The sequence below is a fragment of the Bifidobacterium sp. LCP19S3_E9 genome (assembly GCF_052121135.1).
Taxonomy (GTDB): domain Bacteria; phylum Actinomycetota; class Actinomycetes; order Actinomycetales; family Bifidobacteriaceae; genus Bifidobacterium; species Bifidobacterium thermacidophilum.
Genome location: NZ_JBQKEV010000013.1, coordinates 21,039 through 34,217, shown reverse-complemented (window position 1 = coordinate 34,217; position 13,179 = coordinate 21,039). Strand labels below are relative to the sequence as shown.

At 59.1% G+C, this 13,179-nt stretch carries 20 protein-coding genes and 1 tRNA gene; 1 reads left to right on the top strand and 20 read right to left on the bottom strand.

Going from position 1 to position 13,179, the window contains the following annotated elements; genetic code table 11:
- Positions 1-132: 132 nt before the first annotated feature.
- On the top strand, positions 133-948 hold the full coding sequence (locus ACTQYB_RS07425) for a hypothetical protein (protein ID WP_441482307.1): 816 nt from the start codon (positions 133-135) through the stop codon (positions 946-948).
- A gap of 954 nt (positions 949-1,902) precedes the next feature.
- Here the strand turns inward: ACTQYB_RS07425 and ACTQYB_RS07420 are convergent.
- The 20 genes from ACTQYB_RS07420 to rplN all read right to left on the bottom strand — a co-directional run bounded on the left by ACTQYB_RS07420 (position 1,903) and on the right by rplN (position 13,111).
- Positions 1,903-1,988 (bottom strand) — tRNA-Ser (locus ACTQYB_RS07420).
- Between the two features lie 164 nt (positions 1,989-2,152).
- On the bottom strand, positions 2,153-3,052 hold the full coding sequence (gene truA, locus ACTQYB_RS07415; RefSeq protein ID WP_033505960.1) for a tRNA pseudouridine(38-40) synthase TruA: 900 nt from the start codon (positions 3,050-3,052) through the stop codon (positions 2,153-2,155).
- 194 nt (positions 3,053-3,246) lie between these two features.
- Complete coding sequence (gene rplQ, locus ACTQYB_RS07410; RefSeq protein WP_321046543.1) at positions 3,247-3,894, bottom strand: 50S ribosomal protein L17; 648 nt, start codon at positions 3,892-3,894, stop codon at positions 3,247-3,249.
- Between the two features lie 77 nt (positions 3,895-3,971).
- A complete protein-coding gene (locus ACTQYB_RS07405) occupies positions 3,972-4,970 on the bottom strand; it encodes a DNA-directed RNA polymerase subunit alpha (protein WP_015450948.1) in 999 nt (332 codons plus the stop codon).
- A 79-nt stretch (positions 4,971-5,049) separates the two neighbouring features.
- The gene (gene rpsK, locus ACTQYB_RS07400; RefSeq protein WP_015450949.1) at positions 5,050-5,448 is read right to left on the bottom strand and encodes a 30S ribosomal protein S11; all 399 of its coding nucleotides are present in this window, start codon (positions 5,446-5,448) and stop codon (positions 5,050-5,052) included.
- A 77-nt stretch (positions 5,449-5,525) separates the two neighbouring features.
- Positions 5,526-5,903 (bottom strand): 30S ribosomal protein S13, encoded by a 378-nt coding sequence (rpsM, locus tag ACTQYB_RS07395; RefSeq protein ID WP_015450950.1) that lies wholly within the window; start codon positions 5,901-5,903, stop codon positions 5,526-5,528.
- Positions 5,904-6,028: 125 nt separating this feature from the next.
- A complete protein-coding gene (gene rpmJ / locus ACTQYB_RS07390) occupies positions 6,029-6,142 on the bottom strand; it encodes a 50S ribosomal protein L36 (protein WP_003814578.1) in 114 nt (37 codons plus the stop codon).
- Between the two features lie 20 nt (positions 6,143-6,162).
- A complete protein-coding gene (gene infA, locus ACTQYB_RS07385; protein ID WP_015450951.1) occupies positions 6,163-6,381 on the bottom strand; it encodes a translation initiation factor IF-1 in 219 nt (72 codons plus the stop codon).
- Between the two features lie 156 nt (positions 6,382-6,537).
- The gene (locus tag ACTQYB_RS07380; RefSeq protein ID WP_033505964.1) at positions 6,538-7,098 is read right to left on the bottom strand and encodes an adenylate kinase; all 561 of its coding nucleotides are present in this window, start codon (positions 7,096-7,098) and stop codon (positions 6,538-6,540) included.
- Between the two features lie 200 nt (positions 7,099-7,298).
- The gene (gene secY, locus ACTQYB_RS07375; RefSeq protein ID WP_015450953.1) at positions 7,299-8,636 is read right to left on the bottom strand and encodes a preprotein translocase subunit SecY; all 1,338 of its coding nucleotides are present in this window, start codon (positions 8,634-8,636) and stop codon (positions 7,299-7,301) included.
- Between the two features lie 229 nt (positions 8,637-8,865).
- Positions 8,866-9,324: a 50S ribosomal protein L15 gene (gene rplO / locus ACTQYB_RS07370; protein WP_015450954.1), complete on the bottom strand. Its 459-nt coding sequence runs from the start codon at positions 9,322-9,324 to the stop codon at positions 8,866-8,868.
- 2 nt (positions 9,325-9,326) lie between these two features.
- Positions 9,327-9,509 carry a 50S ribosomal protein L30 gene (gene rpmD, locus ACTQYB_RS07365; RefSeq protein WP_015450955.1) on the bottom strand — a complete coding sequence of 61 codons (183 nt, stop codon included), beginning with the start codon at positions 9,507-9,509 and terminating at the stop codon, positions 9,327-9,329.
- The gene (gene rpsE / locus ACTQYB_RS07360; protein WP_015450956.1) at positions 9,509-10,237 is read right to left on the bottom strand and encodes a 30S ribosomal protein S5; all 729 of its coding nucleotides are present in this window, start codon (positions 10,235-10,237) and stop codon (positions 9,509-9,511) included. Before rpsE ends, rpmD begins: the two co-directional genes overlap by 1 nt.
- Positions 10,234-10,605: a 50S ribosomal protein L18 gene (gene rplR, locus ACTQYB_RS07355; RefSeq protein ID WP_015450957.1), complete on the bottom strand. Its 372-nt coding sequence runs from the start codon at positions 10,603-10,605 to the stop codon at positions 10,234-10,236. Before rplR ends, rpsE begins: the two co-directional genes overlap by 4 nt.
- A 1-nt stretch (position 10,606) precedes the next feature.
- Positions 10,607-11,146, bottom strand: a complete 540-nt coding sequence (rplF, locus tag ACTQYB_RS07350) for a 50S ribosomal protein L6 (protein ID WP_441482306.1) — start codon at positions 11,144-11,146, stop codon at positions 10,607-10,609.
- Between the two features lie 17 nt (positions 11,147-11,163).
- On the bottom strand, positions 11,164-11,562 hold the full coding sequence (gene rpsH / locus ACTQYB_RS07345) for a 30S ribosomal protein S8 (protein WP_015450959.1): 399 nt from the start codon (positions 11,560-11,562) through the stop codon (positions 11,164-11,166).
- 88 nt (positions 11,563-11,650) lie between these two features.
- The gene (locus tag ACTQYB_RS07340) at positions 11,651-11,836 is read right to left on the bottom strand and encodes a type Z 30S ribosomal protein S14 (protein WP_003808046.1); all 186 of its coding nucleotides are present in this window, start codon (positions 11,834-11,836) and stop codon (positions 11,651-11,653) included.
- Between the two features lies 1 nt (position 11,837).
- Positions 11,838-12,410, bottom strand: coding sequence for a 50S ribosomal protein L5 (gene rplE / locus ACTQYB_RS07335; protein WP_015450960.1), 573 nt, complete (start codon positions 12,408-12,410; stop codon positions 11,838-11,840).
- A complete protein-coding gene (gene rplX, locus ACTQYB_RS07330) occupies positions 12,407-12,742 on the bottom strand; it encodes a 50S ribosomal protein L24 (protein WP_015450961.1) in 336 nt (111 codons plus the stop codon). The genes rplE and rplX overlap by 4 nt, the downstream gene beginning before the upstream one ends.
- A complete protein-coding gene (gene rplN / locus ACTQYB_RS07325; RefSeq protein ID WP_015450962.1) occupies positions 12,743-13,111 on the bottom strand; it encodes a 50S ribosomal protein L14 in 369 nt (122 codons plus the stop codon).
- Positions 13,112-13,179: the final 68 nt, after the last annotated feature.

The following is a 13,179-nucleotide window of genomic DNA, read 5'->3' as shown; positions in this document are numbered from 1 at the left end:
TACCGAGCGCTTTGCCCAATTGGTCACAGTTACGTACTACTTTAGATGATTATGCAGACACGCAGTCCTCTCCTTCGCCGTGCGCGCACTATCTTCAGATACGCCGCCATATGCGTTGCCGCAATCGCGGTGATGACTGCCACGACTGCATGCTCATCCCCCAGAATCGCAGGACGAGCCGAATCGGAATATCAGGAAACCGACTGCGAGCGCTCCTACCGCTCCGCCACCGACAACGACTCCCGCGCACAGCACGGTCCGATCATCGTCAGATACTTGGCGTCATCGCAGTCGGCGCAAGACTGGCAGACCGTCGCGGCAGCATGTCCGCAACGCATCACAGAAGGGGTCATCCGCAGCGCGCAAGCCCAATGGCTGGCCAACAATCTCGCGCAAAGCATCTCACAGACCTACACGGCGAGCGCCCACGACGGCAACGCCCTGCGCAGACAGCGTCTCGATGGGCTGACAGCGCTGCCGTTAAGCAAAGCAATTCTTCGCAAACTCGCGCTTGCCGAAGACCGCGCAGGCTCCGCATTGCAAGTGCTCGCCGCCAAAGGGGTGGCCGGCGCGACTCTCACCGCAAGCGACAACCATCATGCCGCCGGGTCGCAGTTGATGTCTATCGCGGGCAATACCGGCGATTTGCGGCAGAAAGAATACGACATAACCAATCTGCTCGCCAATCCGAGCACTGCGACCGACCAATCAACAGGATTGCAGGCGTCCACGGTGTCCATCATCGAAATCGACTGCGCGTTGGAGGAGTTGGCCGCCCTCGCATCCCCCGACAACACCGTCTCGAACACCGGGGCTACAGCAGCCAGCACCCGCACCAATCAGATGCTCGTGTTGGTGCGTCTGATTACGGGGCATTGCTACGAGGCGTTCGCGCAAGGCTACCCGAGCGCCGATTTTGCGGTTTTCGCAAACAGCAGCAAGCAATGACGCCACACCTGGCATAGTTCGCGATCCCGTGATACCCACGACTCGACGAACTATGGGTGGTCAGATAAATATGTCCGGCCCATCGGTCCTCTTCATCTCTGGATGCCTGTGTATCAGAAAGTCCGAAAATCTCGCCGAAAATCCTGTGCGAGAGAGATTTTCCAATAATCTCTGAATATCTCTCCGATAATGCGAAATCCGCGACCTTTTCAGGACCGCCAGATGACGCGACGAAGGCACGATAAGTTAGAATCGTTGAAATTTCAAGCTTCTGATAATCCTGCCTATATGGCAACATCGTGCTGAATGCTCAATATCTCCCCAAAACTGCCATCGCCGAGAGATATTCAGACTTTCTTCTCAATATCTCTCGAAATCCACACGAAAACGCGAGATATTGAGATTCGCATATCCACAGATCGCTCAGACTGGACTGTGGCCCCCGACTCCCGTGTGCGGGAGAAGCGCGTCCGCGTCGGTCGAAAAGCTTTCAGGCCCGCCCAGGGCCGTAATGTCGGTTTACGTATGCCCCGGCATACGCCGCATGGCAGACGGAAAACGCCGTGCCCAATCCGTGAGCAACATGGCGAGTTGCGTATGTCCGGGAATGTGCAGATCGCAGGGCACAGCCCGGTGCTGCTGCTTTCCGACGATATTGTTCAGCTTCGCATGCCGCGGCATACAGGATGCGCACGCAGACCGGAACGATGTTCCAGTCTCCCATACATCTCGCCACGCATATAGGGACCAAAGTTATTGCCTATCATCCTCACCGGCGTTGCGGCACGCGCCCACCATGCCCCTAATGCGTCTCCCAATATGCGCCATGACATATATCTGTATGCCCCTCGACGCAACCCTGCCTGGTGGGGCGACACGCCGTGAAACCGTTGGAACCGCGCGGTTTTCGACTTGATAACAAGAAACCCCGCGGGTGGAACCCACGGGGTACTGCGGATGAGGCGAGATTCGAACTCGCGGAGGGTTTCGCCCTCACACGCTTTCGAGGCGTGCTCCTTCGACCGCTCGGACACTCATCCAAGTCGCTCGTCACTGCGATGACCGCAGAAAACATGCAACCTGATTATTATAGGACAATTTCACGCGCATCCGTCCCGCGTGTCGCGATGATGCGAGAATATCCCCCACCAAGCTGTTCTCACATGCCGACTCAAGCATGCGCGACTAACGTGCAACCGAACAGCTATTCCAAGGTGCGCTTCGCCCTGATTGCCTCGGCACGCGCAGCCAGTTCGTCATCCGGAGGGTAGGACACGTGCTCCAGCGTCAATCCGCGCGCATCGATAGGCCCGGTCGAACCCTCACGAACCGGCTCGGCCATTTTGTGCGCGAACCAGTCCAAGCTTTTCCTACCTCTGCCTACCTGCACGCAAGCATTAACCAACGAACGCACCATATTGTGGGCGAAGGCATCGGCGACGATCGTGAAACAGACCAGCCCTGACTCGAGAACAGACACCCGATACCCTGCCGAATCGGAATCCCCCGACACCAGCGGTGCATCCGGGATTCTGTCCCAGTGGGCGCGCTTGACCTCCCTGATGGTCGTACCCCCGGGATTGGGTGTCGCGAACGAGCCGAAATCGTGCAGGCCTACGGTCATCCGGGCTGCCTCGTTCATTAGGCCTAAATCAAGTCGATCCGGGATAGCCGTCACAAATCCACGCATCCTGGGGTCCACCGGCCGACCTGCATCACAAATCCGATAGACGTAAGTTCGCTCCAGCGCGGAGAATCGCGCGTCAAAACCGTCAGGCGCGCGGCTGATGGAGCGGATAACGATATCATCGGGCAACACATGCTTGAGGCGACGCTCCAACGCCTCGACACCATTCGCCTGCATATGGCCGATGCATGAGTCGAGAACCTCGGGCGATATATCGACGTGGCACACCTGCCCCAATGCGTGCACGCCGGTATCGGTTCGGCCGGCGACAGTGACACGAATCTCCCGCTCGTCGGCAAGTCGAAGGATGGTCGCCAACGCGTGTTCCAGTTCGCCTTGTACTGTGCGCAGCTCTGGCTGTCGCGCCCAGCCATGGTATCCGCCGCCATCGTAGGAAAGGTCAATTCTCAATCTCATCGGCACAAGTATACGACCTTGGCATAAATGTGTGCCGTTAATCAAGTGGCATGCGACAGTAAACGGACACATGCGGGATACGTCTCGTGACAATGCCTCCGGTATGCGATCATATACGGCAACGGGGGCCGGACCCGTATGGATCCGACCCCGTCATCAGTGTTGTGCAACAATCACGGAAGGTGACTGTTCACTCACTTCTCGTCGGCAGCCTTCTCGGCGTCATCAGCCACGTCAGCTTCCTCAACCTGCTCAGCAGCCTCGGCATCCGCGGCATCCGCGGTCTTATCGAGGTCAACAGCGGCGGCGTCAGCAGCGGCGACGTCGTTGCCGGACTCGTTGGCGGCCACAGCCTGCTCAACGGCATCATCAGCAGCGCCATCAGCGATCGCGGCATCGGCGGCAGCAGCAACAGCCTCGCTGTCTTCCTTCGCGGCGGTCTTGGCAGCGGCTTCAGCTTCCTTCACGACGGCCTTCTTGGCAACCGGCTCGGTGACGAGCTCGATGATGGCCTGCGGAGCGGAATCACCACGACGCGGAGCAATCTTGACGATGCGAGTGTAGCCACCCTCGCGCTGTTCCATCTGCTCGGCAATCTCAGTGAAGAGCTTGTGGACAATGGACTTGTCACGAATGACGCGCATCACGCGACGGCGGGAGTGCAGATCACCACGCTTGGCGAAGGTGATCAGGCGCTCGGCCAGCGGACGCAGACGCTTTGCCTTCGGCAGGGTGGTCTTGATGCTGCCGTTGCGGAACAGGCTGGTCGCCATGTTCGCGAGCATCAGGCGCTCATGTGCCGGGCTCGACGCCAGACGCGGGCCTTTCTTCGGTTTTGGCATGTTTACTCCTTATTGTTCCCGCTCAGGTGGGCAGATGCCCGAACATCCGATCAGGAACGGTTGGTCAAAGGGGCGGTTCACTCATCTTCCGGCGAGAAGAACGTGCCACCTTCGAGGTTGTTGGTATCAAATCCGCCGAGTGGCGAAGGCTTGAGCGACAGGCCGAAACCTTGCAGCTTCTCCTTGACTTCGTCGATGGACTTCATACCGAAATTGCGGATATCGAGCAGATCCTGCTCGGTGTGGGACACCAGCTCGCCGATGGTGTGGATCCCCTCGCGCTTGAGGCAGTTGTAGCTGCGCTGCGTGAGATTGAGATCCTCAATCGGGATGGACATCTCAGGGTTGGTCTCTTCGGCAACCGGTGCCGGACCAACCTCGACGCCCTCGGCCTGAGCATTGAGCTCACGGCACAAGCCGAAAAGCTCAACCAGGGTCGAGCCGGCCGAAGCCACCGCATCACGCGGCGAAATGGCGGGCTTGGTCTCCACGTCCAGAATGAGCTTGTCGAAGTCGGTGCGCTGTTCCACGCGAGTGGCCTCGACCTTGTAGCTCACCTTGAGAACCGGGGAGTAGATCGAATCGACCGGAATTCGGCCGATTTCGTCGTTATCCTGCTTGTTCATCTGAGCAGGCACATAACCGCGGCCGCGTTCAACGGTGAACTCGATCTCGAGTTCGCCATCGTCTTCGAGCGTGGCGATGTGCAGATCCGGATTAGCGATGGTGACGCCGGCAGGCGGCGTGATATCTCCCGCCGTAGCCTCGCCCTTACCGCTTTTGCGCAGATACATGACCACTGGCTCGTCGTATTCGCTGGTCAGCACGATGCCCTTGATGTTAAGCAGGATCTCGGTGACATCCTCGACCACGCCAGGCAGAGTAGTGAACTCATGCAGGGCGCCGGAGATGCGGACCGAAGTGACTGCCGCTCCAGGGATGGAGCTGAGCAGCGTGCGGCGCAGGGAGTTGCCGAGCGTATAGCCGAAGCCAGGCTCGAGCGGCTCGATCACGAAACGTGAGCGCTGTGGATTGAGAGATTCCTCGGTAAGTGTCGGACGCTGTGCGATAAGCACTGTGGTTATCCTTTCAGCTTCTGATCGGTGGTGCACTCACCGGCCATAAGCGGGTTGGATGGGTGGATTGTAAAAGTGCTCAGACGCGACGACGCTTCGGAGGACGAACGCCGTTATGCGCTTGTGGGGTGACGTCGGTGATGGAACCGACCTCGAGTCCGGCGGACTGCAGGGAACGGATGGCGGTTTCACGACCGGAACCCGGGCCCTTCACGAATACGTCGACCTTCTTGACGCCGTGTTCCATCGCCTTGCGGGCAGCAGATTCGGCGGCCATGCCAGCGGCGTACGGCGTGGACTTGCGGGAGCCCTTGAAACCGACATCGCCACCGGACGCCCAGGAGACAACCGCTCCGGACGGGTCCGTAATCGAGATGATGGTGTTATTGAAAGTGGACTTGATGTGCGCCTGCCCGACCGGCACCGACTTGCGGTCCCGGCGACGCGGCTTGCGCGCAGCTTGCTTGTTGGCTGCCATTGACCCTCGTTTCCTAGTAACGAACTTGAATGCCCGGGCGATGAGCTAGTCCGTCTCGTGGCCCGGGGCACGCCACCTTACTTGGTGGCCTTCTTCTTTCCGGCGACCGTACGCTTCGGGCCCTTGCGGGTGCGGGCGTTGGTCTTGGTGCGCTGACCGCGCACAGGAAGTCCCCTACGGTGACGCTGGCCTTGGTAGCAGTTGATCTGGATCTTACGACGGATGTCCGCATCGATTTCACGACGCAGATCGCCTTCGATCTTGTAGTTGGCTTCAAGATAGTCGCGCAGCGTGATGAGCTGCTCATCCGTAAGATCCTTGACGCGGGTATCCGGATTGATTCCGGTCGCGGCAAGCGTTTCCTTCGCACGAGTGCGGCCCACACCAAAGATGTAGGTGAGCGCAATCTCGATACGCTTCTCATTTGGGATGTCGACTCCGGCAAGACGTGCCATTGCGATTCCTTTTGTTTTGCGCAGGTCTCACACCGAATCGCCCGGTTTCCCGGCCCGGGCCTGCGTACCCGGGGTTCAGCTTGCGCTGTGATTCAGTGTCTGTTCATATGCCGCTGGAAATCTGCTCAGCCCTGACGCTGCTTGTGGCGCGGGTTCGTGCAGATCACCATGACGCGGCCGTGACGACGGATCACGCGGCAGTTTTCGCAGATCCTCTTCACACTAGGGCTGACCTTCATGGTTTTCCTTTGCTTGTACCTTACTTGTAACGGTACGTAATACGCCCACGGTTCAGATCGTAGGGGCTCATCTCCAGCACAACCCGGTCCTGCGGAAGAATACGGATGTAGTTCTTGCGCATCTTTCCGGAAATCGTTGCCAGCACGATGTGCTTGTTCTCAAGTTCCACGCGAAACATCGCGTTCGGCAGTGCTTCCACCACCTTGCCTTCGACTTCAATCACACCGTCTTTTGCCATGAGCCTCGTTCCGTTCCTCAGACGAATTACTATGGGTATCCGAAGACACACCAAATTGCAATAATACACGAAAAGCTGGTTGTGCAACACACGGCGTGTTGCACCACCAGCTTCGATGGTCACGCGGTTCGTCGGGTAACGGACCGCCTTTGATCGTCAGCCGAGCTTGGCGATGATCTCCTTGTTGATGGCTTCGATTTCGCCGACGCCATTGACACTGACGAGCTTGCCGCGGTTGCGGTAGATGTCGAGCAGTGGTGCGGTCTCCTTCGCATAGGTCTCAAGACGCTTCGCAATCGCTTCCGGGGTGTCGTCGGAACGACCTTCCTCGGCTGCACGCTTTTTCATGCGTTCCAGCAGCACATCCTGCGCCGCGTCGAGCGCGACAGCATAATCCAACGGAGTTCCCAGCTCGTCAAGCATCTTGTCGAGCGCCTCGACCTGGGCGGCGTTACGCGGATACCCGTCAAGAATCCAACCGTTGCGGGTGTCGTCTTTGGCAAGACGATCCTTGACGATCGAGTTCGTCAGCTCGTCCGGCACAAGTTCGCCCTTGTCGATATACGCCTGTGCCTGCTTGCCGAGCTCAGTGTGGTTCTTCAGGTTGTAGCGGAAGATATCTCCGGTGGAAATCGCCGGGATGTTGTAATGCTTACTCAGCAGAGCGGCCTGGGTTCCCTTGCCGACGCCCTGCGGTCCCATGATCAGCAGACGCATGGTGTTCCTTTCCTGTGGTTGTTGGCTTGATAAGCCAATGATCCGCGACCTCGAGTCCGGAGCCTAAGGCCCAGATGAAGCCACGCACAATTTGCATGTCATACACGGTGATGGTGAAACTGTTATCTGTGCTCACTTTGTGCAGCCGCGGATAACAGTTCGGGTACGGTCTCAAGGACCGTACCCGGTTGTGGTTGTGATTACTTGCCTTCGACGTGCTCGGTGTTCTCGAACAGGAATCCGGTGTACTGGAACTGCTCGGTCTGAGCCTTCGCCTGACGCAGAGTGTCTAGGCCGACGCCTGCGATAATCAGGATCGTCGTGCCGCCGAAGGGCAGACGGTTGTTCAGGTGCATGGACATGATGAGAACAGTCGGGATGAGTGCCACAAACAGCAGGTAGATGGCGCCCACCGTATCAAGACGGTTCATCACATAGCCAAGATAACGGCTGGTCGCGCTACCGGCACGGATACCCGGGATGAACCCGCCGTAATCCTTCATATTGTCGGCAACTTCGTCCGGATCGAAGGTGATGGACGTGTAGAAGAAGGTGAAGAACACAATCTGGATGGCATACAGCACGATGTACCACACGGTGGTGGTGCTGGCAAGGTTGGTGTTGATCCACTTGACCCAGCTCTGGTCGCTGTTGCCGAACTGTGCGATCAGTGTCGGGATGGACAGGATCGAGGACGCGAAAATCGGCGGGATAACGCCGCTCATATTGATCTTGAGCGGCAGGTAGGTGGACGAACCGCCGTACATCTTACGGCCGATCATGCGGCGCGTATACTGCACCGGAATACGGCGCTGAGCAAGTTCGACATACACGACGAAAATCATGATGACGAGCAGAACGCCGACGACGATGCCGAACTTGGTCCAGTTGCCGTCCTTGCCATTGGTGCCCCAGCCGATTTCCCACAGCTGCGGCAGGAAGCCGGAGCAGATTGACATGAAGATAAGAATCGACATGCCCTGGCCGATGCCCTTATCGGTGATAAGCTCGGCCATCCACATGATAAAGCCGGTGCCGCCAGTCATGATGAGGACCATAACGACCAGATTCCATACCGAATCGTTCGGGATGACCTGCGAGCACTGGTAGTTGAACAATGCGCCGGAACGCGCAGTGACCAGGATGGTGGTGGATTGGAGCACCGCCAGGCCGATGGTCAGATAACGGGTGTACTGGGTGAGCTTCGCTTCGCCGGACTGGCCTTCCTTGTGCAGCATTTCGAAACGAGGAATGACCACACGCAGCAACTGGATGACGATGGATGCCGTGATGTACGGCATGACGCCCAGTGCGAAGATCGACAGCTGCAGCATGGCGCCGCCGGAGAAGAGGTTGACCAGACCGATGAAGTTCTCGGATACCGTGCTCATCTTGCCGACGCACTGCTGGACGACTTTGACGTCGACACCCGGTGTCGGGATGAATGAGCCGATACGGTAAATGATGATCATGCCAAGTACAAAGAGGATCTTGTTCCTCAATTCCTTGGTCTTGAAGGCCTGGATTAACGTCCTCACCTGGGGTTCCTTCCCTTATGTCTTGCGCGAGGAAACCACGCGAACGTGCAATGTCACACTCTAAGTTCCACAGTCTACCCCATGCCGTCTACCTGACGCGCGTCGATGCACGCGAGGCAACGCCGGCAGCGTGGCGGAAACCGCGGGTACAGTACTGAATACGATGTGACCCTCTCCTAGTACAGGAGAGGGTCACATCAACTTGTCTAGCAGGCAAGCATCACCGAGTTCAGTTCTCGGAGATGGAGCCGCCTGCGGCCTCAATCTTGGCCTTGGCGGAGGCCGAAGCCTTCACGCCCTTGATGGTGAACGCCAGCTTGGTGTCTCCATCGCCAAGGATCTTAACCGGGTTGCCAGCACGCACAGCGCGCTTCTTGACCAGATCGGCCACGGTGACTTCGCCGCCCTCAGGGAACAGCTCGTTCAGCGTAGCGATGTTGACGACCTGGTAGACCTGCTTGAACGGGCTCTTGAAGCCACGCAGCTTCGGAAGACGCATGTACAGCGGCAGCTGTCCGCCTTCGAAGCCAGGACGAACCTGATAGCGCTTCTTAGTGCCCTTGGCGCCACGGCCCGAGGTCTTGCCCTTGGAACCTTCACCGCGACCAACGCGGATACGGTCCTTCTTGGCTCCCGGAGCCGGGTGCAGATCATGCATTTGCAGGATGTCTGCTTCTTCGTTTGCCATAATCAGTCAGCCTCCTCGACGGTGACCAGGTGGCGCACAGCGTTGACCAGGCCACGGTTGGCGGCGGTGTCCTCACGGACGACGCTCTGGCCGATCTTGTGCAGACCCAGGGTCTGCACCGTAGCACGCTGGCGTGGGGTGGTGTTCACCACACCGTGGATCAGGGTGATCTTGAGGTTTGCCATCACTCACCATCCTTCGTTTCAGCGGCTGCCTTGGCCTGGGCTTCCTCACGGGCCTTGCGGGCCTCAGCGATGCCCTCGGCGCGAGCGCGCAGCAGAGCATCCGGAGCAACCTCTTCGAGCGAGAGACCACGGCGCGCCGCGATCTCTTCCGGCTCTTCGAGCTGCTTGAGAGCAGCCACGGTTGCACGAACCACGTTCACCGCGGTTGCAGAGCCCATGGACTTGGTGAGGATGTCGGAGATGCCAGCGCACTCCATGACGGCGCGGACAGCACCACCGGCGATAACGCCGGTACCAGGGGCGGCCGGGCGAAGCATCACGGTGCCAGCTGCGTCGTGACCAATCACCGGGTGGGTGATGGTGCCCTTGACGCGCGGAACGGTGAACATGTGCTTCTTGGCGTCCAGCTGGCCCTTGGCGATAGCCGCCGGGACCTCACGGGACTTGCCATAGCCGACACCCACAGTGCCCTTGCCGTCACCGACAACCACGAGGGCGGCGAAGCTGAAGGTACGACCACCCTTGTGGGTCTTGGACACGCGGTTGATGGTGACCACGCGATCGAGCAGCTCGTCGCCGTGATTCTCTTCACGACGGTTGCGACGCTCACCGCGACGGCCTTCACCGCGCTGGCCACGACGGGACTTGCGCTCGTCGTTGTTCTCTGCAGCAGCCTGAGTGTTCTGAGTTTCTTCAGCCACTTGGGTTTCCTTCTCGTTATCGCTCACAGTGCCAGACCTCCCTCGCGGGCGCCATCAGCAACAGCTGCGACGCGACCATGGTACTTGTAGCCACCGCGGTCGAACACGACCTTGGTGATACCGGCGTCCTTGGCGCGCTGAGCGACAAGTTCACCGACCTTCTTGGCCGCTTCGGTCTTGTTGCCTTCGAACCCATCGAAATCGTGGGACATAGTGGAAGCGCTTGCCAAGGTGATGCCCTTGGTATCGTCCACAATCTGGGCGACCATGTGACGGTTGGAACGGGTGACCACCAGGCGCGGACGCTCCGGGGTACCGGAAATGCGCTTGCGCAGGCGGGCGTGACGACGAAGACGGGAGAACTTCTTGCCCTTGCCGAAAATCTTGACGCTCATATCACTTACCAGCCTTTCCAGCCTTGCGCAGGATGTGCTCGTCGCTGTACTTGATGCCCTTGCCCTTGTAGGGTTCCGGAGCACGAAGCTTGCGGATGTTCGCGGCAGCCTGGCCAACGGCCTGCTTGTCGGAGCCCTTGACGATCACCTGGTTGGCGTTCGGCAGTTCGAACTCGATGCCTTCAGGAGGATCGACGGTGATGGTGTGCGAGTAGCCGAGGGAGAACTCGATGCTCTTGCCCTTGGGCTGCGCGCGGTAACCAGTGCCGACGATGTCGAGGGTCTTGGTGTAGCCCTCGTGAACGCCCTTGACCATGGACGCGATGATCGAACGGGCCAGACCGTGCTTGGCACGGGTCGGACGCAGATCGTCGGCCGGGGTCAGGATGATTTCGTTGCCTTCGACCTTGCCGGTGATGCCTTCCGGAATCACGAAGGAATCAGAGCCCTTCGGGCCCTTGGTGGAGAAGGTCTGACCTTCAATCTTGACTTCCACGCCATCCGGGATGGTGACGGGGAGCTTACCAATATGCGATGCCATGTTTCAGCTCTCCTTTCTCACCAAACGTAAGCGACGATTTCGCCGCCGATGCCCCGGTCGAGGCATTCCTTCTGGGTCAGCAATCCCGAGCTCGTCGAGATGATGGCGACACCGAGGCCGCCGAGCGGCATCGGCAAGGAGTCGGACTTCGCATAGCGACGCATGCCCGGCTTCGAAATACGCTTGATGCCCTGGATGGAACGTTCGCCGTGAGGACCATACTTCAGCGTGATTTCGAGGGTCTGGCCGACCTTGGCTTCCTTCGCCGTGAAATCAGCGATGTAGCCTTCACGCTTGAGGATCTCGGCGATGTTCGCCTTGAACTTGGAGTACGGCATATCCACGGTCTGGTGCTTTGCCGCGCTCGCATTACGCAGACGCGTGAGCATGTCTGCGATCGGATCTGTCATTGTCATGTGGGCTAACGCCCTTTCTCGCCGTGGTTTCCGCCGCCCTCACGGGTGCCATGCACCCGATCGGGCCGCGGACCTTCAGCGTCGATGTTTACCAACTGGACTTCGTAACTCCGGGCAGCTCGCCACGGTGAGCCTTCTCGCGAAGGCAGATGCGGCACAGGCCGAACTTGCGGTACACGGAGTGGGGACGACCACAAACCTGGCAACGCGTGTAGGCGCGCACCTTGAACTTCGGCTTGGCGGCCGCCTTGTTCTTCAGAGCGGTTTTTGCCATTTCAGTTCTCCTTGAAGGGGAAACCGAGGTGCTTGAGCAGCACGCGGGCTTCCTTGTCGTCCTTGGTGTTCGTCACCACGGTGATGTCCATACCACGGACGTGGTCAATGGAATCAGGATCGATCTCGTGGAACATGGACTGCTCAGTGAGACCGAAGTTGTAGTTGCCCTGACCGTCGAACTGGTTGCCATCGATTCCGCGGAAATCGCGGATACGCGGCAGAGCCAGCGTCAGAAGGCGGTCGAGGAACTCCCACATGCGGTCGCCGCGGAGCGTAACATACGCACCGATGGCCTGCCCCTCACGCAGATGGAACTGCGCGACGGACTTCTTCGCGTGGGTGATCTTCGGCTTCTGACCGGTGATGGCCGTCAGGTCCTTCACAGCACCTTCGATGAGCTTGGAGTCGCGGGCAGCGGCACCGACACCCATGGAGACGACGACCTTCTGCAGACGAGCGACCTGCATCGGGTTGGAATACTTGAATTCCTTCTCGAGCTCAGGCACGATCTGGTCGAAGTACTTCTGCTTCAAGCGCGGAGTTGCCGGCGCTTCGACTGTGGTATCGGTCATGCCAGCTCCTTTCCGGACTTCTTGGCGACACGCACGCGCACGGTCTTCACCTTGCCGTCACGAGCCTCCTGCTTAACGACCACGCCAACGCGGGTCGGCTGCTTGGTCTCCGGGTCGATCAGCATCACGTTGGAGCGATGGATCGGGGCCTCGACCGGAACAATGCCAGACTGCTGGCCCTGCTGGGTGGCGCGGACATGCTTCTTGACGATCTGCACACCCTCAACGATCAGTCGATCGTTGGGCAGCACACGCAAGACCTTGCCTTCCTTGCCGCGATCCTTGCCGCGGATGACCTTGACCTGGTCGCCGCTCTTGATCTTGGCTACCATTCAGATCACCTCCGGAGCGAGGGACACGATCTTCATGAAGCGCTTGTCGCGCAGCTCACGACCGACCGGTCCGAAGATACGAGTGCCCTTGGGTTCCTGGCCAGAGCCGAGGAGCACAGCGGCGTTCTCGTCGAACTTGATGTAGGAACCATCCGCACGGCGGTGTTCCTTGACGGTGCGGACGACAACGGCCTTCACCACGTCGCCCTTCTTGACCGACCCGCCAGGAATGGCGTCCTTGACGGTGGCGACGATCACGTCGCCGATGCCGGCATAGCGTCGCTTCGATCCGCCGAGCACTCGGATGGCCAAGATCTCCTTGGCACCCGTGTTGTCGGCGACATGAAGCCGCGTTTCCTGCTGAATCATTGATTCTCCTTAGCCGAGCTGGTTCTCCCCGAGCACCCTTGCGGGTGATCGCGGAGCCTTGCCGAACT